Annotated in this window: 19 protein-coding genes and 2 tRNA genes; 17 read left to right on the top strand and 4 right to left on the bottom strand. The window is 70.4% G+C overall.

What is annotated here, in order from left to right; translation table 11 throughout:
* Positions 1-172 precede the first annotated feature (172 nt).
* Both ACFYO5_RS04320 and ACFYO5_RS04315 read left to right on the top strand, forming a co-directional pair.
* Complete coding sequence (locus tag ACFYO5_RS04320) at positions 173-658, top strand: ribose-5-phosphate isomerase (RefSeq protein ID WP_356559770.1); 486 nt, start codon at positions 173-175, stop codon at positions 656-658.
* A gap of 506 nt (positions 659-1,164) precedes the next feature.
* Positions 1,165-1,983 carry an Fpg/Nei family DNA glycosylase gene (locus tag ACFYO5_RS04315; protein ID WP_388703998.1) on the top strand — a complete coding sequence of 273 codons (819 nt, stop codon included), beginning with the start codon at positions 1,165-1,167 and terminating at the stop codon, positions 1,981-1,983.
* Positions 1,984-2,035: 52 nt separating this feature from the next.
* On the opposite strand, the gene ACFYO5_RS04310 is transcribed toward ACFYO5_RS04315, so the two are convergent.
* A complete protein-coding gene (locus ACFYO5_RS04310) occupies positions 2,036-3,292 on the bottom strand; it encodes a GNAT family N-acetyltransferase (RefSeq protein WP_388703995.1) in 1,257 nt (418 codons plus the stop codon).
* Positions 3,293-3,455: 163 nt separating this feature from the next.
* Between ACFYO5_RS04310 and ACFYO5_RS04305 the strand changes: the two genes are divergently transcribed.
* Together ACFYO5_RS04305 and ACFYO5_RS04300 are read left to right on the top strand one after the other, a co-directional pair.
* Complete coding sequence (locus ACFYO5_RS04305; protein WP_356559767.1) at positions 3,456-4,640, top strand: PP2C family protein-serine/threonine phosphatase; 1,185 nt, start codon at positions 3,456-3,458, stop codon at positions 4,638-4,640.
* A gap of 20 nt (positions 4,641-4,660) precedes the next feature.
* Positions 4,661-5,110 carry an HD domain-containing protein gene (locus ACFYO5_RS04300; RefSeq protein ID WP_388703991.1) on the top strand — a complete coding sequence of 150 codons (450 nt, stop codon included), beginning with the start codon at positions 4,661-4,663 and terminating at the stop codon, positions 5,108-5,110.
* Here ACFYO5_RS04300 and ACFYO5_RS04295 read toward each other — a convergent pair.
* Positions 5,107-6,273, bottom strand: coding sequence for an acyltransferase family protein (locus ACFYO5_RS04295; RefSeq protein ID WP_388703988.1), 1,167 nt, complete (start codon positions 6,271-6,273; stop codon positions 5,107-5,109). The genes ACFYO5_RS04300 and ACFYO5_RS04295 overlap by 4 nt on opposite strands.
* 409 nt (positions 6,274-6,682) lie before the next feature.
* Here ACFYO5_RS04295 and ACFYO5_RS04290 point away from each other — a divergent pair, with 409 nt between their 5' ends.
* The gene (locus ACFYO5_RS04290; protein ID WP_073491582.1) at positions 6,683-6,877 is read left to right on the top strand and encodes a hypothetical protein; all 195 of its coding nucleotides are present in this window, start codon (positions 6,683-6,685) and stop codon (positions 6,875-6,877) included.
* A gap of 117 nt (positions 6,878-6,994) precedes the next feature.
* Here the strand turns inward: ACFYO5_RS04290 and ACFYO5_RS04285 are convergent.
* A tRNA-Gly gene (locus ACFYO5_RS04285) sits at positions 6,995-7,065 on the bottom strand.
* Between the two features lie 164 nt (positions 7,066-7,229).
* On the opposite strand from ACFYO5_RS04285, the gene ACFYO5_RS04280 reads away from it, so the two are divergent.
* The 5 genes from ACFYO5_RS04280 to clpX all read left to right on the top strand — a co-directional run bounded on the left by ACFYO5_RS04280 (position 7,230) and on the right by clpX (position 12,423).
* Positions 7,230-7,306, top strand: a tRNA-Pro gene (locus tag ACFYO5_RS04280).
* Positions 7,307-7,512: 206 nt separating this feature from the next.
* A complete protein-coding gene (gene tig / locus ACFYO5_RS04275) occupies positions 7,513-8,910 on the top strand; it encodes a trigger factor (RefSeq protein WP_388703985.1) in 1,398 nt (465 codons plus the stop codon).
* Positions 8,911-9,545: 635 nt separating this feature from the next.
* Complete coding sequence (locus ACFYO5_RS04270; protein ID WP_356560043.1) at positions 9,546-10,154, top strand: ATP-dependent Clp protease proteolytic subunit; 609 nt, start codon at positions 9,546-9,548, stop codon at positions 10,152-10,154.
* 114 nt (positions 10,155-10,268) lie between these two features.
* Positions 10,269-10,949 carry an ATP-dependent Clp protease proteolytic subunit gene (locus ACFYO5_RS04265; protein WP_356559763.1) on the top strand — a complete coding sequence of 227 codons (681 nt, stop codon included), beginning with the start codon at positions 10,269-10,271 and terminating at the stop codon, positions 10,947-10,949.
* A gap of 184 nt (positions 10,950-11,133) precedes the next feature.
* Positions 11,134-12,423 carry an ATP-dependent Clp protease ATP-binding subunit ClpX gene (clpX, locus tag ACFYO5_RS04260; RefSeq protein ID WP_388703981.1) on the top strand — a complete coding sequence of 430 codons (1,290 nt, stop codon included), beginning with the start codon at positions 11,134-11,136 and terminating at the stop codon, positions 12,421-12,423.
* A 63-nt stretch (positions 12,424-12,486) separates the two neighbouring features.
* Here the strand turns inward: clpX and ACFYO5_RS04255 are convergent, their stop codons facing one another.
* Positions 12,487-13,458, bottom strand: coding sequence for a hypothetical protein (locus tag ACFYO5_RS04255; RefSeq protein WP_388703978.1), 972 nt, complete (start codon positions 13,456-13,458; stop codon positions 12,487-12,489).
* Between the two features lie 135 nt (positions 13,459-13,593).
* Here ACFYO5_RS04255 and ACFYO5_RS04250 point away from each other — a divergent pair, with 135 nt between their 5' ends.
* The 7 genes from ACFYO5_RS04250 to mreD all read left to right on the top strand — a co-directional run bounded on the left by ACFYO5_RS04250 (position 13,594) and on the right by mreD (position 21,836).
* The gene (locus ACFYO5_RS04250; RefSeq protein WP_388703975.1) at positions 13,594-16,239 is read left to right on the top strand and encodes a valine--tRNA ligase; all 2,646 of its coding nucleotides are present in this window, start codon (positions 13,594-13,596) and stop codon (positions 16,237-16,239) included.
* Between the two features lie 104 nt (positions 16,240-16,343).
* The gene (locus ACFYO5_RS04245) at positions 16,344-17,864 is read left to right on the top strand and encodes a folylpolyglutamate synthase/dihydrofolate synthase family protein (RefSeq protein ID WP_356559759.1); all 1,521 of its coding nucleotides are present in this window, start codon (positions 16,344-16,346) and stop codon (positions 17,862-17,864) included.
* Positions 17,865-17,875: 11 nt separating this feature from the next.
* Entirely contained in the window at positions 17,876-18,241 is a 366-nt protein-coding gene (locus ACFYO5_RS04240; RefSeq protein WP_388703972.1) for a DUF4233 domain-containing protein, read from the top strand.
* 64 nt (positions 18,242-18,305) lie between these two features.
* The gene (gene ndk / locus ACFYO5_RS04235) at positions 18,306-18,719 is read left to right on the top strand and encodes a nucleoside-diphosphate kinase (RefSeq protein ID WP_086773291.1); all 414 of its coding nucleotides are present in this window, start codon (positions 18,306-18,308) and stop codon (positions 18,717-18,719) included.
* 298 nt (positions 18,720-19,017) lie between these two features.
* Positions 19,018-20,037, top strand: a complete 1,020-nt coding sequence (locus ACFYO5_RS04230; protein ID WP_356559757.1) for a rod shape-determining protein — start codon at positions 19,018-19,020, stop codon at positions 20,035-20,037.
* A 171-nt stretch (positions 20,038-20,208) separates the two neighbouring features.
* Positions 20,209-21,150, top strand: coding sequence for a rod shape-determining protein MreC (gene mreC, locus ACFYO5_RS04225; protein WP_388703968.1), 942 nt, complete (start codon positions 20,209-20,211; stop codon positions 21,148-21,150).
* 14 nt (positions 21,151-21,164) lie between these two features.
* Positions 21,165-21,836 carry a rod shape-determining protein MreD gene (mreD, locus tag ACFYO5_RS04220; RefSeq protein WP_356559755.1) on the top strand — a complete coding sequence of 224 codons (672 nt, stop codon included), beginning with the start codon at positions 21,165-21,167 and terminating at the stop codon, positions 21,834-21,836.
* Positions 21,837-22,059: the final 223 nt, after the last annotated feature.

Raw genomic sequence — 22,059 nt, 5'->3', positions numbered from 1 at the left:
GCCGTACAGGGGGCGTACGAGCCGCACCAGTGAATCCGAGGCGAACAGATTCGGGAACCTTTGATTCCGGATTGTTACTTGAGGTTTTCCTGAGCTTCCATTGCGTTGCTCACACTTTTCCGGCGCGACACCCGGCGCTGCTACCCGGCAACACCCGTGTCACACTCATCCCATGCGCGTGTATCTCGGCTCGGACCATGCCGGCTTCGAACTCAAGAACCACCTCGTCGAATGGCTGAAGGAGGCGGGTCACGACCCGGTCGACTGCGGCCCGCACATCTACGACGCCCAGGATGACTACCCGCCCTTCTGCCTGCGTGCGGCCGAGCGGACCGCCGCGGACCCCGAGTCCCTCGGCATCGTCATCGGCGGCTCCGGCAACGGCGAGCAGATCGCGGCGAACAAGGTGAAGGGCGTCCGTGCCGCCCTGGCCTGGAGCGAGGAGACCGCGTCCCTCGGCCGCCAGCACAACAACGCCAACGTCGTCGCGGTCGGCTCCCGCATGCACACCCAGGACGAGGCCACGAAGTTCGTCGAGACCTTCCTCGCCACCCCCTTCTCGGGCGACGAGCGCCACATCCGCCGCATCGACATGCTGACGGCCTACGAGACGACCTCGGAACTCCCGCCGATCCCGGCACACCACCCGCAGGGCTGAACCCGCGGCGGTACCTCACGACAGGCTGACCCGGCCGGAGCCCGCGCCCGGCGGAGTCCACGCCCGGTCGGAGTCCACGCCCGGTCGAGTCGGAGTCCGCGCCCGGTCGGAGTCCGCGCCCGGCCGGGTCGGAGTCCGCGCCCGGCGGAGCCCGCAACCGGTCCGGTCGGAGCCCGCTCCCGGTCCGGTCGGAACCCGGCACGAGTCTCACCGCTCGTCCGGGCGAGGCGCCGGGGGCGGCCGTCGACCGAGCGAGCGGGATGGGGGCGGCGCGCTCCCAGGCCCCCGGGGCCACGCGCTCCCAGGCCCCCGGGGCCACGCGCACGTCTCATCCACCCGAGTCGGGCGGATCGGTCGGTGAGCGGGTCGGTCGGTCAGGGTTTCCAAGGGTGTGGGGGCGGAGCCCCTCGGGAGTCCTGGGCACAGCCCCGACATGAGGCGCGCCCCCCTCCACCCTGGTGGGGCGGGGGCGCGGACGTGACGCGACGACCGAAAGGACCCCCGCCGTGCCGGAAGGGCACACGATCCACCGCCTCGCGCGGGACTACGCCCGTTTCTCCGCGAGCCCACCGCGGGTGACCAGCCCCCAGGGCAAGTTCTCCGACGCCGCCGCCCTCCTCACCGGCACGGAACTCACCCACACCGAGGCCCACGGCAAGCACCTCTTCCTCGGCTTCGCCGGCGACGCCTGGGTCCACATCCACCTGGGTCTCTTCGGCAAGGTCACCTTCGGCGAGGTCGGCCCGGACACCCCCGCGCCCCCGCCCACGGACACCGTCCGTCTCCGCCTGGCCGGCCCCACCGGCTACGTGGACCTCCGCGGCCCCACCACCTGCGCCCTGATCACCGCCGCCGAGAAGCAGGCGATACACGACCGCCTCGGCCCGGACCCCCTCCGCGAGGACGCCGACCCGCAGCGGGCGTACCGCCGTGTCTCCCGCAGCCGTACGACGATCGCCGCGCTCCTCATGGACCAGAAGGTCATCGCGGGCGTGGGCAACGTCTACCGCGCCGAGGTCCTCTTCCGGCACGGCATCGACCCGTACCGCGCGGGCAAGGACATCACCCCCGCCGAGTGGACGGCGATCTGGTCGGACCTGGTCGCCCTGATGCGCGAGGGCGTCCGCCTCAACCGCATCGACACGGTCCGCCCGGAGCACACCCCGGAGGCGATGGGCCGTCCACCGCGCGTGGACGACCACGGCGGCGAGGTGTACGTCTACCGCCGCACCCACCAGCCGTGTCACCTCTGCGGCGACGCGATCCGCACCGCACCCCTCGCCGCCCGCAACCTCTTCTGGTGCCCCACCTGCCAAAAGCCCTGACCGGGCTTCCCGCGGAGCCCTCCACGAACCCCCCGAACCCCTCCGCGAGCCGCTAGAACCCGTGCGGCAGCCAGGGCTCCCCGCCGGACGCCCCGAACCCCACCGAGGCCTCCGTCAACGCCCCCGGCCGCGCCTCCCGCACCCGCCCGGCGCGAGCCAGCGAGCCCAGGGACACACCGCCCAGATACGCCGCCCCCAACTCCCGCACCGACAGGGACAGGTCCGCCGCGTCCGTGGTACGCGAGCAGGTGGCCCCCTTCGCGTCCCCGGAAAGCCGCCAACGCCCGGCGTTCCAGGGGCAGAAGGCGTCTTCGACCTCCAACACCACGTCCACGGGCGCCTGGTAGGTCCGCGCCTCCAGCGCGGCTCCGACGTCCACCAGGCGTACGTACAACGCGTCCCGCACCCGCAGATCGCACCGCCGGACGTCGGAGACGAGATGCCGCCAGGCCTCGTCCAGCGGCCGGCCCCGCACCTTCAGCGAGGTCGTGAGGTCGATCCCGAACAGGAACCGCCACAGGGCCGCCTCCGACACCTCGTCGACCGCGCTCAGGTCGGCGAGCTGCACCTCACCGTTGTGTCCGGACTCCGTCCACCTCGGCCTCACCCGGAAGCGGACGTACCCGGTGACCTTCCCGCCCCGCTCGGCGAGCACGCACTGCAACGGCGACGCCCCGCCCCGGTCGCTCTCCGGGTCGAGCACGCCCAGCCGCTCCCAGCCGGGCCGCCGCGCCAGCATCCCGGCCCGCAGGGGCACGGTCCGCGCGTACACCGCCTCGCACACGTCGAGGGAGGCGCCGGGGTCGGCGTACCGCAGCCGTACGTCATCGGTGCCGGCCGGGACGGACAGCCGTACCCGGCTGGTGTCGATCTCCGCGTGCAGTCCGAAGGTCGCCGCGGCGTACCCGAACCGCCCGTAGATGGCGGGCTCGGAGGCGGTGAGGACGGCCAGCGGCTCGCCCCACGCGCGTACGTCGTCCAACTGCCGCCGCATCATCGAGGTCAGCACCCCGCGCCGGCGGTGCGTCGCTGCCACACCGACCATCGTCACCCCGGCCGTCGGCACCGAGGCCCCGCCGGGTACCGTCAGCCGGAAGTCGAACGCCCCGGCCGTGCCCACGAGTTCGTCGCCGTCCCAGGCGCCGATCGACCGTTCGCACGGCGTGAGGTCGCGCCACAGGGCGCGCTCCTCGGCCGATTCGTCGACCCCGCCGAAGGCACGTATCAGGGTGTCGAACCAGTCGTCCCAGTCGTCCCGCCGCAGGGGCCGCAGTTCGGTCGCCGCACGGCCCGTCGCCTCAGTCGTCATGGAGCCATGCCTACCAGCGCGATGCCGGACGAGCCAGGGAATTTCTCCCTCCTGGCGGCGCGGGCGCCGTTCGTGGCGTTCACTGTGAAGGCGAGCCTCGGACGGGGGACAAGTGGGACCTCCCGTGCCAAGCGGTGGGTTGGATGGATAGGGTCCCGAACTAATGGCAGCAGGACGACAGCGGCGCGCGGAAGCCGAGACGTTGACGGCCCGGTTGAAGCACCTGGTGCACCGGGTCCGCACCGGCCTGCGCAGAAGCGCCGTGGACTACTTCCGCGGCGACGGCTCGGACTGGATCGCGCTGGCCGGTCTGCTGCTCACCGTCCCGGTGATCGCGGCCACCACGCTCGCCAATCCGGTGTGGTGCTCCCCGGCCGCCCTGGTGCTGCCGATCGTCGCCGGCGGCCTCGTGCTGCGCCCGGCGAGTCTGCTCGGTCTGTACGCGGCGGCGGCCACGGCGCTGATCGTGGAGTCGGTGCGACTCGGCCCGTACACGGAGGGCCCCTCCCGGGTCACGCCCGGCGTGGTGCTGGTCGTCGCCGCCTGCGGTTTCGTCGGCCTGCTCATCGCCCAGTTCCGCAGCAGGGTCGGCGTGCCCTGGCGGCGCGGCGGCACCATGCTCTTCGACCTGCGCGAACGCATCCGGGTCCAGAGCAAGCTGCCGACCCTGCCGCGGGGCTGGCACCGGGAGATGGCGCTGCGGCCGGCGGGCGGCCAGTCGTTCTCCGGTGACTTCGTCGTCGCGGCCCGCACCAACGGCGGCCGCACCATGGAGGTCGTCCTCACGGACGTCTCCGGCAAGGGCATGGACGCGGGGTCGCGGGCCCTGCTGCTGTCCGGCGCCTTCGGCGGTCTGCTCGGCTCCCTGCCCCCGCACGCCTTCCTCCCAGCCGCCAACGGTTACCTCCTCCGCCAGGACTGGGACGAGGGCTTCGCCACCTCCATCCACCTCGTCCTCGACCTGGACTCCGGCGACTACGAGCTGTACTCCGCGGGCCACCCGCCGGGTCTCCAGCTCAGCGCGGGCAGCGGCCGCTGGGAGGAAAAGGCCGCGGAGGGCCCGCTGCTCGGCGTGTACGAGGGCGCCCAGTTCGACCCGGTGAAGGGTTCGCTGCGCCCCGGCGACGTACTGATGCTGTTCACCGACGGCCTGGTGGAGACCTCCGACCGCGACATCGTGGAGGGCATCGACCGCCTCACCGGCGAGGCCGACCGCTATGTGGCGGGCGGCTTCCAGGGCGCGGCCTGGCACCTGATCGAGGCGGTGGCCAAGGACGTCAACGACGACCGCGCCCTGCTCCTGATCTGCCGCGAGGGCCCGACGGCCCAGGCCGCCTCGCTGCTGTAGCACCGCCGCGGAAGGACACCATGCTCACACTCACCGAGGTCGAGACCCTCGCCCGCGCCGCCCACGAGGGCCGGACCGACAAGGCGGGCCGCCCCTACGCCGAGCACCTCCAGGCGGTGGCGGAAGGCGTACGGTCCCGGGGCGGCGACCCCGACCAGATCGCGGCGGCCTGGCTGCACGACGCCGTCGAGGACGACGCGCTCTCCGAGACCTGGCTGCGCGAGGCGGCCCTGAGCGGCCGTACGAAGGACATCGTGCGGGCGCTCACCAAGCGCTCGGGTGAACCGCCCGAGGAATACGCGGGGCGCGTGCTCGCCACCCCGGGCGCGCTGCTGGTGAAGGAGTCCGACCTGGCGCACAACGCCGACCCGGCCCGGCTGGCCGTCCTGGACGAGCCGACCCGCGCACGCCTGACCGAGAAGTACGCCCGCATGCGCGCGCTCCTCGGCCTCACAGGGCGACACAGCTAGGCGTCGACCTTCTCGCGCCCCCCGCGTTCCCGTGCCGGCTCCCGCGTTTGTGCGCGGGCCGGCTCGGGAGCGGCGGCGTCCCGCTTCCTGAACGCCCAGTCCATCTTCGGCTCCATCACGCCCCGGAACACCCACCGGACGGGCTTGGTGCACAGCAGGGTGACGGCGGCGGCGACGGCCAGGGTGACGGTGATCTCACCGAGCGGGCGGTGCAGCCAGTCGTGCTCGAACAGACCGCGGTAGTCGGCGCCCTTGATCAGGAAGCCGTGCAGCAGATAGCCGCAGAGCGTGCCCGCGCCGAGCGTCGTGAACCACATCGAGCGGCCCGGCACCCAGGACAGGAAGCAGGCGGTCAGCAGCAGCGAGCAGCCGAACAGCGCCACCTGCATCACCGGCCCGACCCACCACGGCACCCCCAGCTCCTGCGCGGAGGCACGGTGGTAGAGCCACTCGGTGTCCATGCGCGGCACCGCCCACCAGGAGAACATCAGCGCGAGGACGAAAACCGGCACGGCGGCGATGCGCACCGGCCAGTTGCGCACCATCCGGAAGTGCTCGGGCCGCAGGCACAGGCCCAGCACGAAGTACGGCAGGAACTGAAGGACCCGCGGAAGGTCCAGGTCACCGGTGATGCCCGGCGCGGCGGACGCCAGCATGGCGATGCCCAGCGCGACCGGCAGCGGATGGCGGACGATCTTCCAGATCGGGGTGGTGAGCCGCCAGATGAACAACGCGCAGAGGAACCAGGTCAGGTAGTACGGGTCGAGGAGTGTGACGGAGGTCCGGTGATCGTGGTCGACGACCTGCTTGAACAGCGGATAGGCGGTCTCGAAGACGACGTACGGCACGACGACGCCGGTCACGAGCCGCTTCAGCCGTTCCGGGCTGCCGTCGAAACTCCGCGAGAAGTAGCCGGAGATGAGGATGAACGCCGGCATGTGGAACGCGTAAACGAACTGGTACGCGGCCTGAAGCACCCGGCTGCCGCCCTTCAGCGGCTCCCAGGAGTGACCGACGGCGACCAGCACGATCGCCAGGTACTTCGCGTTGTCGAAGAACGCGTCACGCTGCTTCGCCCGTCTGTCCGGGGACGGCCGCTGCTGATCCTTCTCGTTCGGGGATGAGCTGGGACTCGGCGCGAGCGAAGAGGCGGCGTGGAACATCTGAGGCACCCTAGCGTTGTCTGTGGCGGTCCGTAAAACCTTCCTCGTCCTCGCGTTCTCATTCCTTGACATTCCCAAGTACCCCCTCCCCCCGGCGCCTTGTATGTCACGTTTCATCCCGACTAAAAGGTGCATACCGTCGGTTGTGCTGCTCTCGGCGCAGACCCTGCGACCACAATTCGAATTACCTGCGCGGCAGTTGTGAAATTCCGTGGGGGATACGCCGTGAATTGCCGTGCGGCGGGCATTCGCGGGCGGTACGGCCCGGTCGGGCACGGACGGTCGCCGCCGAGGATGTGTCAGCGGCCGCATAGGGGGGCCGCGTTGGTGGCACGATGGTCTCTGGCGGGGTGCGCGGGGTCGCGTCCCGGGCCGGGAGAGCGGACCGACCGAGGGTGTGTGATCAGTTGTGGCCATTTCACTGTCAGTGGTGCTGCTGTTGGCGATCGTCCTGGTCGTGCTCATCAGAGGTGGGTCGATCAAGGCGGGCCCCGCCATCGTCGCGATCCTCTTCGGCTTCTTCCTCGCCTCGACGGGCATGGCCCCGTCGATCAACCGCTTCCTCAACTCCCTCGCCGAAACGATCAACTCGATCAGCTTCTAGACGGGATCAGCGGCTTCGGGGCGGGTGCCGGCGCCCTGGGCGGCGGTGATCGGTCCGGTCCGGGAAACACCAGGGGCCGGACGGAAGAGTCACTTCCATCCGGCCCCCGGCCGTAAGAGCGGGCGACGGGAATCGAACCCGCGTAGCTAGTTTGGAAGACTAGGGCTCTACCATTGAGCTACGCCCGCACACGCGCACCGCAGGTCGGCCGACCGCGGCGCTTCAGGCATCGTAGCGGGTCGGCACCCCTCGTCGCACACCCTGTTCCGCGCCGCGCCCGGAGCCCCGGCGCACCCGCGTGAATGCGGCGGCCCGGCGGCCTGCGGGCATGTACCCTACGTGTCGCACCGAACGGGGTGTGGCGCAGCTTGGTAGCGCGTCCGCTTTGGGAGCGGAAGGCCGTGGGTTCAAATCCCGCCACCCCGACCATCTGCGTCATCCGCGCGCCATCCGCGCGATCACGCCGGGCGCCGCACCGGGGATCGTCTTTTGGGCGGTTCAGCTGCTGCGGCTACTATGCAGACTGCGCGCCCGTGTGTCCCGGCCCACCGGCCTCGAACTCTCCCGGGCGCCGAGTCGCCGGACCTGTCAGGTTCCGGCGAAACCCAAGAAGTCAGCCACAAGGAGACCGAACCGTGAAGAGCGCCGTGGAGACCCTGAACCCGACTCGGGTTCGGCTCACTGTCGAGGTGCCCTTCGAGGAGCTCAAGGACAGCCTCGACGCGGCGTACAAGAAGATCAACCAGCAGGTCACGGTGAAGGGCTTCCGTAAGGGCAAGATCCCGGCCCGGATCATCGACCAGCGGTTCGGCCGCGGAGCCGTGCTGGAGGAGGCCGTCAACGACGCGCTTCCGAAGTTCTACACGGAGGCGGTCAACGGGGCCGAGCTGGACGTCCTCGGCCAGCCGGAGGTCGACATCACGGAGCTGAAGGACGGCGAGACGCTGAACTTCACCGCCGAGGTCGACATCCGTCCCGTCCTGGACCTCCCGGAGGACTTCTCCTCCATCGAGGTCGAGGTCGACGCCGTCGAGGTCAGCGACGAGGACGTCGAGAAGTCCGTCGAGCAGCTCCGTGAGCGCTTCGCCTCGACCTCCCCGGTCGAGCGTGCCGCCGAGGAGGGCGACGTCGTCACGGTCGACCTGGAGGCCAAGGTCGACGGCGAGGTCCTGGAGGACGGCGTCGCCGACGGCGTCTCCTACACGATCGGCTCCGGCGAGCTGCTCGAGGGCATCGACGACGCCGTGAAGGGCCTGGAGGCCGGTGGCGAGACCACCTTCACCTCCGAGCTGAAGGGCGGCTCGGCCGCCGGGCAGCAGGCCGAGGTCACCGTCAAGGTCACCCAGGTCGCCGCCCGCGAACTGCCCGAGCTGGACGACGAGTTCGCGCAGCTCGCCTCCGAGTTCGACACCCTCGAGGAGCTGAAGGCGGACAGCCGTAAGCGTCTCGCCAACATGAAGCAGTACGACCAGGCCACCCAGGCCCAGGAGCGCGTCCTGGAGAAGCTCCTGGAGCTGGTCGAGGTGCCCGTCCCCGAGAAGCTGCTCGAGGACGAGATCAACACCCGCAAGCACAACCTGGAGCACCACCAGCTCGGCCAGATGGGTCTGGACCTCGAGAAGTACCTGGAACTCCAGGGCAAGACCGTCGAGGAGTTTGAGACCGAGACCCGCGAGGCCGCGGTCAAGGGCATCAAGACCCAGTTCGTCCTCGACGAGCTGGTCAAGCGCGAGAAGCTGAACGTGAACCAGGAGGAGCTGACCGAGCACCTCATGCGCCGCGCCGCCTCCTCGGGCATGTCTCCCGACCAGTTCGCGCAGGCGGTCGTCGAGGGCGGTCAGGTTCCGCTCCTCGTCGGCGAGGTCGCCCGCGGCAAGGCCCTGGCCGTGGTCGTCGAGTCCGCCACGGTCAAGGACACCAACGGCGAGATCATCGACCTGGACGACGAGGAGGACACCGAGGAGGCCGCCGAGGCCACCACGGAGGACGCCGCCGAGTCCGTCGAGTCCACGGAGGACAAGCCCGAGGCCTGAGCCTCGCGCCACTCCTGAAGCGATCGAGAGGGCCCCGGAGCACCACGCTCCGGGGCCCTCTCGGCATACGACAGGCAGCCCCGGGCGGGGGCCCCGGTCCCAGGCAGCCCCGGCCCCAGGGGGCCCCGGCTCTAGGGGGTGGTGCCCCGGTCCCAGGCAGGTGCCGTGCGGCCTTCCCCTGGGCACTGCCAGTCCGGGCAGGGGCACCAGGGGGGCGGGAGGGTGCCTCGCGGGCCTCGCCAGTCCTGGCAGGGGCACGGGAAGGTCCGCAGGACCGTGCCGACGCGCGGCCGCGCTCCGTGAGCATGACCAGCCGCAGGTGGCCGCACGCGTACGTGGCCGCACCGGCAAGGTGGCCGCACCGGCGCGTGGCCGCACGCGCACGTGGCCGCACCCCGCACCGGCGCCTGGCCCGCATCCGGACCCGACCGCGATCCGTGTCCGGATCCGCTCCCACCGCGGTGGCCCCGGCTACGCCCCCGGCGAACACTCACCTCTCCGGGATTCTCCGAAGGGACCCGCGCGTTAGGGTCCATGAATACGAGGGCAGGGGAGTCCCCGTTGCCCCCGGCAGTACACGTGAGACGGCCCGGACGCCGTCGATAAGACGAGCAGGTGGATACGTGACGAATCTGATGCCCTCCGCCGCCGGCGACCCTTCCATCGGTGGTGGCCTCGGCGACCAGGTCTACAACCGGCTGCTCGGCGAGCGGATCATCTTCCTCGGCCAGGCGGTCGACGACGACATCGCCAACAAGATCACCGCGCAGTTGCTGCTCCTTGCCGCCGACCCGGACAAGGACATCTTCCTCTACATCAACAGCCCCGGCGGCTCGATCACGGCCGGCATGGCGATCTACGACACCATGCAGTTCATCAAGAACGACGTGGTGACCATCGCGATGGGTCTCGCGGCCTCGATGGGCCAGTTCCTGCTCAGCGCCGGCACGCCCGGCAAGCGCTTCGCGCTGCCGAACGCCGAGATCCTGATCCACCAGCCGTCCGCCGGCCTGGCGGGCTCGGCCTCGGACATCAAGATCCACGCCGAGCGCCTGCTGCACACCAAGAAGCGCATGGCCGAACTGACGGCCCAGCACACGGGCCAGAGCATCGAGCAGATCACCCGGGACTCGGACCGCGACCGCTGGTTCGACGCCTTCGAGGCCAAGGAGTACGGCCTCATCGACGACGTCATCCCCACGGCCGCCGGCATGCCGGGCGGCGGCGGTACCGGGGCGGCCTAGTACGGGCTCGGCACGGCCCAGGGGGCACCGCCGGACACCCGGCGCCCCCGAGGCCGTCAGCGCCCCTCTCAGCGCCCTTCACCCACCGCCCCAGCCTTCTCTCCAGGAGACACCGTGAACGACTTCCCCGGCAGCGGCATCTACGCCCGCACCGAGGCCGAATACACCGGCCCCCGAGCCGAGTCCCGCTATGTGATCCCGCGCTTCGTCGAGCGCACCTCCCAGGGTGTTCGCGAGTACGACCCGTACGCGAAGCTCTTCGAGGAGCGCGTGATCTTCCTCGGCGTCCAGATCGACGACGCCTCCGCCAACGACGTCATGGCGCAGCTGCTGTGCCTGGAGTCGATGGACCCCGACCGGGACATCTCGGTCTACATCAACAGCCCCGGCGGCTCCTTCACGGCGCTGACCGCGATCTACGACACGATGCAGTTCGTGAAGCCCGACGTCCAGACGGTCTGCATGGGCCAGGCGGCCTCCGCCGCCGCGATCCTGCTGGCCGCCGGCACGCCCGGCAAGCGCATGGCGCTGCCGAACGCCCGTGTGCTGATCCACCAGCCGTACAGCGAGACCGGCCGTGGTCAGGTCTCCGACCTGGAGATCGCCGCCAACGAGATCCTCCGGATGCGCGCCCAGCTGGAGGACATGCTGGCCAAGCACTCCACCACGCCGATCGAGAAGATCCGCGAGGACATCGAGCGCGACAAGATCCTGACGGCCGAGGACGCGCTGGCGTACGGCCTGATCGACCAGATCATCTCGACCCGCAAGATGAACAACGCCGACCTGCGCTGACGCGGGTGGGGGAGTATCGTCTGCCGCCCCTTGGCATGGTGTGACACGGTCCACGTGGAAGTGAACCGTGCCAAGGGGGGCCCGAACGAGGGGCCCGGCAAGGTACCGTCGACATAAGGCAGCACCAGGAGTCGCTGGACTCGAAAGACGTCCAGTCGGCTCCCAGGCGAAGGGGAAGCACACCGTGGCACGCATCGGTGACGGCGGCGATCTGCTCAAGTGCTCGTTCTGCGGCAAGAGCCAGAAGCAGGTCAAGAAGCTCATCGCAGGGCCCGGTGTGTACATCTGCGACGAGTGCATCGACCTCTGCAACGAGATCATCGAGGAAGAACTCGCGGAGACGAGCGAGGTCCGCTGGGAGGAACTCCCGAAGCCGCGCGAGATCTACGAGTTCCTCGAGGGCTATGTGGTGGGCCAGGAGCCGGCCAAGAAGGCACTGTCGGTCGCGGTGTACAACCACTACAAGCGCGTCCAGGCCGGTGAGCACGGCGGCGGTCAGAGCCGCGAGGACGCCATCGAGTTGGCGAAGTCCAACATCCTGCTGCTGGGCCCCACGGGCTCCGGCAAGACCCTCCTCGCGCAGACCCTGGCGCGCATGCTGAACGTCCCGTTCGCGATCGCCGACGCCACCGCGCTGACCGAGGCGGGGTATGTGGGCGAGGACGTCGAGAACATCCTCCTGAAGCTGATCCAGGCCGCGGACTACGACGTCAAGAAGGCCGAGACCGGGATCATCTACATCGATGAGATCGACAAGGTCGCGAGGAAGAGCGAGAACCCCTCGATCACCCGCGACGTCTCGGGCGAGGGCGTCCAGCAGGCCCTGCTGAAGATCCTCGAGGGCACCACGGCCTCGGTTCCGCCGCAGGGCGGCCGCAAGCACCCGCACCAGGAGTTCATCCAGATCGACACGACGAACGTCCTGTTCATCGTGGGCGGTGCCTTCTCCGGCCTGGAGAAGCTCATCGAGTCCCGGGCCGGCGCCAAGGGCATCGGCTTCGGCGCGACGATCCGCTCGAAGCGGGAGCTGGAGGCCAAGGACCAGTTCGAGGACGTCATGCCCGAGGACCTGGTCAAGTTCGGCATGATCCCCGAGTTCATCGGCCGCCTCCCCGTGATCACCTCGGTCCACAACCTGGACCGCGAGGCCCTGCTCCAGATCCTCGTCGAGCCGCGCAACGCGCTGGTGAAGCAGTACCAGCGCCTCTTCGAACTCGACGGCGTGGAACTGGACTTCGAGCGGGAGGCGCTGGAGGCCATCGCCGACCAGGCCATCCTCCGCCAGACCGGCGCGCGCGGCCTGCGCGCCATCATGGAGGAGGTCCTCCAGGCGGTCATGTACGAGGTCCCGTCCCGCAAGGACGTGGCGCGCGTCGTCATCACGGCGGACGTCGTCCTCTCCAACGTCAACCCCACCCTGATCCCCCGCGACGCCCGCAACGGCCGGGGACCGGGGGAGCAGAAGACGGCGTAGCGACGGACACACGAAGGGCCCCGGTCGAGCGACCGGGGCCCTTCGTCGTGTGCGGCGGGCGCGTCAGGCCTTGACGCGGACCTGCTCCCGCAGCTTCGTGGTGAGGTCGACCGCGGCGTCCTTGCCGACACCCGTGCCGGTGTTGTCACCCGGCGAGACCATGGCGACCGTGCTGTAGTCGGCCCAGGCGCAGAACCAGTCGGTCGACTCCTTCTTGGTGAGCGCGTTGGTGCTCTTGGTCGACTGGCACTTGGCCACCGCGCCGTCGATCTCGACCTCCTCCGGCTCACCGACCAGCTCCGCGTTCTGCATGCCGCCGGTGTTACTGGTCGAGCTGTCCTCGACCTGCTTCTGGATGGAGGCGAAGAACTTGTCCAGGGTCACCTGCGGGTCGGCGATCTTCCCGTAACCGCCCACCATCGTCATGCCCTTGGCGGTCAGCAGCTCGGACCGGTCGGGCACGGTGGAGGGGTCCTCGGGGTCGTAGCCGCTGAAGTCGGCGGTGGACCACTGCCCGAGGACACCCGTGCCGCTCTTGACGCCGCTCTTCTCCATGTCCTTGGCGGTGTCGGAGCTGCTGACCTGGTTGCCCTCGCCGACCCGCTTGTACTCACCGACGACCGTCTCCGGCGTCGTCAGCTTGTGCGCCCCGTCGTCCTCCAGGCCGCCCGCGCCCCCGCTCCCGCCGAGCACGAAGTACGCGCCCACACCGATCGCCGCGACCACGGCGACCGCGCCGATGACGAGGCCCGCCTTCTTCTTGCCGCCGCCCGGGGCCGGGGGGTGGGGGACGCCGTAGGCGGGCTGGCCGTACGGGGGCTGCTGGCCGTAGGGCGGGGTGGGCGGCTGCTGGCCGTACGGGGGCTGGGCGCCGTACGGCGGGGTCTGGGGCGGGACGGACTGCGGCGGCTGCTGGGGGTAGCCGTAGCCGGGCTGGGGGGCCTGCGGCGGCTGGCCGTACGGGCCCTGCTGGCCGTACGGTCCGGGCTGCTGCGGCTGCTGCCCGCCGTACGGGCCCGGCTGGTTGTAGCTCATGACGGGTTCCCCTCCAGATGCTTATGCGATTTTCACATCCTGGCTCAATCCCCCTGCGGGAACGGCGGCGGGTCCCCCACCGTTACAGAACAAACGCGTTTCGGGACGGCGTGGTGACACCCCTAAACTGGCCCCGTGACCGAGAACGCTCAGCCCCCAGCGCCCACGACCGAACTGCCGACCCAGTACGCGCCGGCCGACGTAGAGGCGCCGCTGTACGAGCGCTGGGTCGAGCGGGGTTACTTCGAGGCCGACGCCAAGAGCGACAAGCCCCCGTACACCGTCGTCATCCCGCCGCCGAACGTCACGGGCAGCCTGCACCTCGGCCATGCCTTCGAGCACACCCTCATCGACGCCCTCACCCGCCGCAAGCGCATGCAGGGCTTCGAGACGCTCTGGCAGCCCGGCATGGACCACGCCGGCATCGCCACCCAGAACGTCGTCGAGCGCGAGCTGGGCAAGGAGGGCAAGTCGCGGCACGACCTCGGCCGCGAGGCCTTCGTCGAGCGCGTCTGGCAGTGGAAGGGCGAGTCCGGCGGCCAGATCAGCGGCCAGATGCGGCGCCTGGGTGACGGCGTCGCGTGGTCGCGCGAGCGGTTCACCATGGACGAGGGCCTCTCCCAGGCCGTCCAGACCATCTTCAAGCGTCTCTACGACGACGAACTGATCTACCGGGCCGAGCGCATCATCAACTGGTGCCCCCGCTGCCTCACCGCCATCTCGGACATTGAGGTCGAGTACCAGGACGACGACGGCGAACTCGTCTCCATGAAGTACGGCGAGGGGGACGACACCATCGTCGTCGCCACCACCCGCGCCGAGACGATGCTCGGTGACACGGCCGTCGCCGTCCACCCCGACGACGAGCGCTACCGGCACCTGGTCGGCAAGGAGATCCGCCTCCCGCTGACGGACCGCTCCATCCCGGTCGTCGCCGACACGCACGTCGACCCCGAGTTCGGCACCGGCGCGGTCAAGGTGACCCCGGCGCACGACCCGAACGACTTCGAGATCGGCCAGCGCCACAACCTGCCGTCCCTCACCGTCATGGACGAGCACGCCGTCATCACCGCCCACGGCCCCTTCCAGGGCCTGGACCGCCTGGAGGCCCGCTCCGCCATCGTCGCCGCGCTGCGCGCCGAGGGCCGGATCGTCGCCGAGAAGCGGCCGTACGTCCACAGCGTCGGCCACTGCTCGCGCTGCAAGACGACCATCGAGCCCCGCCTGTCCATGCAGTGGTGGGTCAAGGTCGGCCCGCTGGCGAAGGCCGCCGGCGACGCCGTCCGCGACGGCCGCGTCAAGATCCACCCGCAGGAGATGGAGAAGCGGTACTTCGACTGGGTCGACAACCTCCACGACTGGTGCATCTCGCGGCAGTTGTGGTGGGGTCACCGCATCCCGGTCTGGTACGGGCCGAACGGCGAGGTCGTCTGCGTCGGCCCCGACGACGAGGCCCCGACCGGCGAGGGCTGGCACCAGGACACCGACGTCCTGGACACCTGGTTCTCCTCCGGCCTGTGGCCGTTCTCCACGCTCGGCTGGCCCGAGCAGACCGAGTCGCTCGCGAAGTTCTACCCGAACTCCGTCCTGGTCACCGGCTACGACATCCTCTTCTTCTGGGTCGCCCGGATGATGATGTTCGGCCTGTACGCGATGGACGGCACCCCGCCGTTCCACACCATCGCCCTGCACGGCATGGTCCGCGACCAGTTCGGCAAGAAGATGTCGAAGTCCTTCGGCAACGCGGTCAACCCGCTGGACTGGATGGACAAGTACGGCTCCGACGCCCTCCGCTTCACCCTCGCCCGTGGCGCCAACCCGGGCGTCGACGTGCCGATCGGCGAGGACTGGGTCCAGGGCTCCCGCAACTTCGCCAACAAGATCTGGAACGCCACCCGCTTCGCGCTGATGAACGGCGCCACGGTCGACGGCCCGCTGCCGGACGCCTCGAAGCTGTCGGCGACCGACCGCTGGATCCTGTCCCGCCTCAACTCGGTGGTCGCCGAAGTCGACGGGTTCTACGACGACTTCCAGTTCGCCAAGCTCTCCGACGCCCTCTTCCACTTCGCGTGGGACGAGGTCTTCGACTGGTACGTCGAGCTGTCCAAGACGACGTTCCTGGCGGGCGGCGAACCGGCCGAGGTCAGCAAGCGCGTCCTCGGCGAGGTCCTCGACGTCACGCTCAAGCTGCTGCACCCGGTCGTCCCGTTCGTCACCGAGACCCTCTGGACGACGCTGACCGGCGGCGAGTCGCTCGTCGTCGCCGCGTGGCCGTCCGCCGTCTCCGTCCCCGGCGCCGACGCACCGGGCGGCTTCCGGGACGCCGACGCCGAGCGCGAGATCGATACGCTCCGGTCCGTCATCACCGAGGTCCGCCGCTTCCGCGCCGACCAGGGCCTCCAGCCCGGCCAGCGGGTCCCGGCCCGTCTGGAGCTGGGCGGCACCGCGCTCGCCCCGCACGAGGCGGCCATCCGCCAGCTGCTGCGGCTCCAGCCGGAGGGCGACGACTTCTCGGCGACGGCGACCCTGCCGGTCTCCGGCGCCACGGTCGCCCTCGACCTGTCCGGCACGATCGACGTGGCCGCGGAGCGCAAGCGGCTGGCGAAGGACCTGGCCGCCGCCGAGAAGGAGAAGGCCCAGGCCCAGGGCAAGCTCGGCAACGAGGCCTTCCTGGCCAAGGCGCCGGACAAGGTGGTCGACGGGATCCGCGCCCGGCTGGCGAAGGCGGACGAGGACATCGCCCGCATCAAGACGCAGCTGGACCGGCTGCCGGAGGCCTAGGCGCCTGCCGTGTCAGCATGCCGTAGGGCAGCGAAGGCCCCCGGAACGTACAGCTCCGGGGGCCTTCGCCCACGTCTGCCGGCGGCCCTCCGTAGACTGGCCCCGTGAGCGACCTCCCCCACGGCAACGACGACGACCAGCCCGATGCCCTCGACTCGTTCGAGGAGATCATCGCGGCCGAGACCGACCGCGACCCGGACCTCGCGGTGATCGAGGCCGGCAGCCGCACCCTGCGCACCCTGGGCGGTCCGCCGGAGCCCGACGTGCCCACCCGGCCCGCGGACCCCGAGGTCGACAAGGCCCTGCGCGAGGTCGAGACGGAGCTGGCCACCCGCTGGGGCGAGACCAAGCTGGAGCCGTCCGTCAGCAGGATCGCCGCGCTGATGGACCTCCTGGGCGAGCCGCAGCGGGCGTACCCCTCCATCCACATCACGGGGACGAACGGCAAGACGTCCACGGCCCGCATGATCGAGGCCCTCCTCGGCGCCTTCGACCTGCGCACCGGCCGGTACACCTCGCCGCACGTGCAGTCGATCACCGAGCGCGTCAGCCTCGACGGCGCACCCGTCTCCGCCGAGCGCTTCATCGAGACGTACCACGACATCAAGCCGTACGTGGAGATGGTCGACGCGGCCCAGGAGTACCGGCTGTCCTTCTTCGAGGTGCTCACCGGCATGGCGTACGCCGCCTTCGCCGACGCACCCGTGGACGTGGCCGTCGTGGAGGTCGGCATGGGCGGCTCCTGGGACGCCACCAACGTGATCGACGGGGACGTGGCCGTCGTCACCCCCATCGACCTCGACCACACCGACCGGCTCGGCGAGACGCCCGCCGCGATCGCCGTGGAGAAGGGCGGCATCATCAAGCGGGGCGCGACCGTGATCCTCGCCCAGCAGCCCGTCGACGCCGCTCAGGTCCTGCTGAAGAAGGCCGTCGAGGTGGACGCCACGGTGGCGCGCGAGGGCCTGGAGTTCGGCGTCGTGGCCCGTCAGGTCGCCGTCGGCGGACAACTGCTCACCCTGCGCGGCGTCGGCGGCGAGTACCCCGAGGTGTACCTGCCGCTGCACGGCCCCTACCAGGCGCACAACGCGGCCGTCGCCCTCGCCGCCGTCGAGGCGTTCTTCGGCGTGGGCGCCCAGCGGCCCGAGCCGCTGGACATCGACACCGTGCGCAAGGCCTTCGCGGCCGTGTCGGCGCCGGGCCGCCTGGAGGTCGTCCGGCGCTCCCCGACCGTCGTGCTCGACGCCGCCCACAACCCGGCCGGCGCCCGCGCCACCGCCGAGGCGGTCGGCGAGGCCTTCGACTTCAGCCGGCTGATCGGCGTGGTCGGGGCCAGCGGCGACAAGAACGTACGCGGACTGCTCGAGGCCTTCGAGCCGATGTTCGCCGAGGTCGTCGTCACCCAGAACACCAGCCACCGCGCCATGGACGCGGACGAGCTGGCCGCGATCGCCGTCGAGGTGTTCGGCGAGGACCGCGTCCAGGTCGAGCCACGGCTGCCCGACGCCCTGGAGGCGGCGATCACGCTCGCCGAGGAGGAGGGCGAGTTCGCCGGCGGCGGCGTCCTGGTCACCGGTTCCGTCATCACCGTCGGGGAAGCCCGGCTGCTCCTGGGGAAGGGCTGAGTCCTCACACCATGCGTACGCTCTGCTCCTCCACCCTGATCGGCGAGTTCTTCATCATCGGCTTCGCCGGCCTGGTCGCCATGAAGGACGCCGACCTCTCCACCTCCACGGTGTGGACGGTCTGCGGCGTCGCCATGTTCCTGTGCCTGCTGCTGTGCGGCCTGATCACCCGGCCCGGGGGAGTCGCCCTCGGCTGGGCGCTCCAGATCGCGCTCGTCCTCAGCGGCTTCGTCGTGCCGATGATGTTCATCCTCGGGGTGCTGTTCGGGGCCCTGTGGTGGGCGTCCGTGCACTACGGCCGGAAGATCGACGAGGCCAAGGCGCGCTTCGCCGCGCAGGCCGCCGCCTCCCCCTCGGATGCCGCTGACGCTGTGTGACAGGGGCTCGGACACGCCCTGTAATCTCGTCCCACCGCACACCGGCCGTAGAAGGAGTCCCCCCGTGAGCCAGCGCACCCTCGTCCTGCTCAAGCCCGACGCCGTCCGTCGTGGCCTGACCGGCGAGATCATCAGCCGTATCGAGCGCAAGGCCGGCTGGCAGATCACCGCGCTGGAGCTGCGCACGCTCGACCAGGACACCCTGGAGCAGCACTACGGCGAGCACAAGGGCAAGCCCTTCTACGAGCCGCTGGTGGAGTTCATGGCCTCCGGCCCGGTCGTCGCCCTGATCGTCGAGGGGGAGCGGGTCATCGAGGGCGTGCGCGCCCTCGCCGGTCCCACCGACCCGATCGCCGCCGCCCCCGGCTCCATCCGCGGCGACTTCGGCGTGATCGTCCGCGAGAACCTGATCCACGCGTCCGACTCCGAGGAGTCCGCCGACCGCGAGGTGAAAATCTTCTTCCCCGGGCGCGCCTGAGCCAGGAGATAATTTTTCTGAGGGGCCGTCACCTCGCTTCCTCGCCCGACCACGGACGGCCGTACGATTTCGGCCGTCCTTCGGCATATGCGCGCCGATCGGGGGAACGCATGCCCCCGATGGACCGTCTCCACAAGCGAGGCACCACGGCATCTGCTGACAATGGCGAAGACCCTCGCGCAGTGTTCGTGCAGGCGCGTTTACGATGTAGGCCTTCACGTCACAGCACCCACCTCGCCGACCTGAAAAGCCCTCACAAGCTCACGGGAAGGCCAGTCGAATCCTGATGGGGAACTCAATGTCGTTCATCGGCCGTGACATGGCTGTCGACCTCGGGACCGCCAACACGCTGGTGTACGTCAGGGGTCGCGGGATCGTACTCAACGAGCCGTCCGTCGTCGCGATCAACACCAACACCGGTGGCATCCTCGCGGTCGGCTCCGAAGCGAAGAAGATGATCGGGCGGACGCCCGGCAACATCGTCGCCGTGCGTCCGTTGAAGGACGGCGTCATCGCCGACTTCGAGATCACCGAGCGGATGCTCCGCTACTTCATCCTGAAGATCCACAAGCGGCGGTATCTGGCCCGGCCGCGGGTCGTCGTCTGCGTGCCCTCGGGCATCACGGGCGTCGAGCGCCGCGCCGTCATCGAGGCGTCGACCCAGGCCGGCGCCCGACAGGTGCACATCATCGAGGAGCCCATGGCCGCGGCCATCGGCTCCGGCCTGCCGGTCCACGAGGCCACGGGCAACATGGTGGTGGACATCGGCGGCGGCACCACGGAGGTCGCGGTCATCTCGCTCGGCGGCATCGTCACCGCCCAGTCCATCCGCGTCGCGGGCGACGAGCTGGACAACGCGATCATCCAGCACATCAAGAAGGAGTACAGCCTCCTTCTCGGTGAGCGGACGGCGGAGCAGATCAAGATCACGATCGGCTCGGCGTACGACCTCGACTCCGACGAGCACACCGAAATCCGTGGCCGGGACCTCGTCTCCGGGCTGCCCAAGACCGTGGTCATCTCGGCCGCCGAAGTCCGCAAGGCGATCGAGGAACCCGTCAACGCGATCGTCGACGCCGTGAAGACCACCCTCGACAAGTGTCCGCCGGAGCTGTCGGGCGACATCATGGACCGCGGAATCGTTCTCACCGGCGGCGGAGCCCTGCTGCGCGGTCTGGACGAGCGGCTGCGCCGGGAGACCGGCATGCCCATCCACATCGCCGAGGACCCGCTGGACAGCGTGGCGCTCGGATCCGGCAAGTGCGTCGAGGAGTTCGAGGCGCTCCAGCAGGTCCTGGACGCCGCGCCGCGCAGATGACGTAACGCTTCGATTCCGCCGTACGAGATGATCGCCTCTCGTGCGGCGGATCGTTGATACCGAGGCATAAGATCCTCAAGAGCCCCCCAAGCACCCCATACCGCGCCCTCGGACCTACCCGGGGGCCATCCGAATTCCGCATTGCTATGAGGAAGGGCACGGCCGCCGCACGTGAGGGACACACGAGAGAGCCGGCTGCTCCTGGTGCTGCTGACCGCCGTCGCGTTCGCGCTGATCACGGTGGACATCCGCGGCGGAGAGGACTCCCCGGTCGACGGTGCCCGACAGGCCGCCGCCGCGGCCTTCGGTCCGATCGAGAACGGGGTGGCGTCGGCGGTGGACCCCGTCGGCGACGCCGTCTCCGCCGTACGCGACTCGGGTGAGCGCCACGACCGGCTCGCCGCGCTCGAGAAGGAGAACGCGGCCCTCGAGGCGAAACTCGGCAGCGACGACCGCAACCGCAGCCGGCTGGCCCAGCTCGACAAGATGCTGAAGACCGCCGGCGCCGGCCAGTACGGCATCAAGGGCGCCGAGGTCATCGCGATCGGAGCGGCCCAGGGCTTCTCCTGGACCGTCACCATCGACGTCGGCGCCCACGACGGCATCACCCGCGACATGACCGTCCTGAACGGCGACGGCCTGGTCGGGCGCGTCACGACCGTCGGGCCCGACACCGCCACCGTCCTGCTCGCCAGCGACCCCGACTTCACGGTCGGCACCCGCATGGAGGCCTCCGACGAACTGGGCTTCGCCTCCGGGCAGGGCGACCGCCCGCTGCGCGTCGAACTCCTCAACGGCAAGGCCGAAGTCAAGAAGGGCGACCGGCTGGTCACCTTCGGCTCCCAGGCCGACAAGCCCTTCGTACCCGGCGTGCCGGTCGGCGTGGTCTCCCGCGTCGACCCGTCCGGCGGCGACCTCACCCGCACCCTCTACGTCACGCCGTACGTCAGCTTCACCAAGCTCGACATCGTCGGCGTCGTCGTCGAGGCCCCGAAGAAGGACCCGCGCGACACCGTGCTGCCCACAAAGCCCAAGCCGGTCCCCACGCCGACGGTGACCGTCACGGTCACCCCGAACGCGAACGCACCCGTCGAAGGCCAGGAAGAGCAGTAGGAGCTGACTACCCCATGCGCGTCAACCGGATCCTGCTCTCCGTCCCGCTGATCGTGGTCGCCCTGGTGATCCAGGTGAGCGTCCTCGCCCGCCTGCACCTGCCCGGCGCCGTCCCCGACCTGCTCCTCCTCACCGTCCTCGGCCTCGCCCTGATCTACGGCCACGTCGGCGGCGCCCTCATCGGCTTCGGCGCCGGACTCCTCGCCGACCTGGCCCCGCCCGCCGACCACGCCGCCGGTCGCTACGCCCTCGTGCTGTGCGTCGTCGGCTACCTCGCCGGGCTCGTCAAGCCGGAGACCGGCCGCATCAAGTCGGCCACCGGCCCGATGGTCGTGGTGGTCGCCGCCGCGATCGGCTCCACCCTGCTGTACGCCGGTGTCGGCGCCCTCGTCGGCGACACCGCCGCCCGCCACGTCGGGCTCCCCGGCCTGCTGTTCTCGGCGGCCCTGTACGACCTGCTGCTCGCCCCCTTCGTCGTGCCGGGCGTGATGTTCCTGGCCCGGCGCGCGGACAACGACCCGCTCGCCGAGACCAACTCCGCAGGCAAGGGGGCCGACATCTCCTCCGGTTGGCTCTCCTCGGGTACCGGCCTGCGGATCGGCGGTCAGCGCGGCGGCCTGAAGATGAAGGCGGCCCGCTCCCGGATGGCCCGCGCCGGACGCATCAAGGGGGTCAAGCGGCTGTGATCGCCGGGGAGTTGACGCCGGGTGTCGCCGGAGGCGGCGCCGGGCGCGGGTCGGGTCGCGGCGGAGACGGCGCCGGTCGCGCGGGGGACGGCACCGGAGACGGTGCCGGCCGTACCCGGGGCGGGGGCGGCGTTCGAGGATTCACTCGAACGGGGCCGCCGCGGCGGAACGGGGTCTCACAGGCCGATCGTTCATCATTCGTACGCACGGGATTCGTCCGCAC

It is taken from the genome of Streptomyces sp. NPDC006259, from assembly GCF_042870975.1.
GTDB lineage: Bacteria > Actinomycetota > Actinomycetes > Streptomycetales > Streptomycetaceae > Streptomyces.
Note: the sequence above shows the minus strand (reverse complement) of the source record. Positions and strands in the feature narration are given on the sequence as shown.

Bases quoted from the DNA above. Each gene is read 5' to 3' on its own strand.
- ACFYO5_RS04295 (WP_388703988.1), bottom strand. From the start codon at position 6,273: ATGTTCCACGCCGCCTCTTCGCTCGCGCCGAGTCCCAGCTCATCCCCG.
- ACFYO5_RS04305 (WP_356559767.1), top strand. From the start codon at position 3,456: ATGGCAGCAGGACGACAGCGGCGCGCGGAAGCCGAGACGTTGACGGCC.
- ACFYO5_RS04320 (WP_356559770.1), top strand. From the start codon at position 173: ATGCGCGTGTATCTCGGCTCGGACCATGCCGGCTTCGAACTCAAGAAC.
- mreD (WP_356559755.1), top strand. From the start codon at position 21,165: ATGCGCGTCAACCGGATCCTGCTCTCCGTCCCGCTGATCGTGGTCGCC.
- ACFYO5_RS04310 (WP_388703995.1), bottom strand. From the start codon at position 3,292: ATGACGACTGAGGCGACGGGCCGTGCGGCGACCGAACTGCGGCCCCTG.
- ACFYO5_RS04255 (WP_388703978.1), bottom strand. From the start codon at position 13,458: ATGAGCTACAACCAGCCGGGCCCGTACGGCGGGCAGCAGCCGCAGCAG.
- ACFYO5_RS04240 (WP_388703972.1), top strand. From the start codon at position 17,876: ATGCGTACGCTCTGCTCCTCCACCCTGATCGGCGAGTTCTTCATCATC.
- ACFYO5_RS04300 (WP_388703991.1), top strand. From the start codon at position 4,661: ATGCTCACACTCACCGAGGTCGAGACCCTCGCCCGCGCCGCCCACGAG.
- ACFYO5_RS04230 (WP_356559757.1), top strand. From the start codon at position 19,018: ATGTCGTTCATCGGCCGTGACATGGCTGTCGACCTCGGGACCGCCAAC.
- ACFYO5_RS04270 (WP_356560043.1), top strand. From the start codon at position 9,546: ATGCCCTCCGCCGCCGGCGACCCTTCCATCGGTGGTGGCCTCGGCGAC.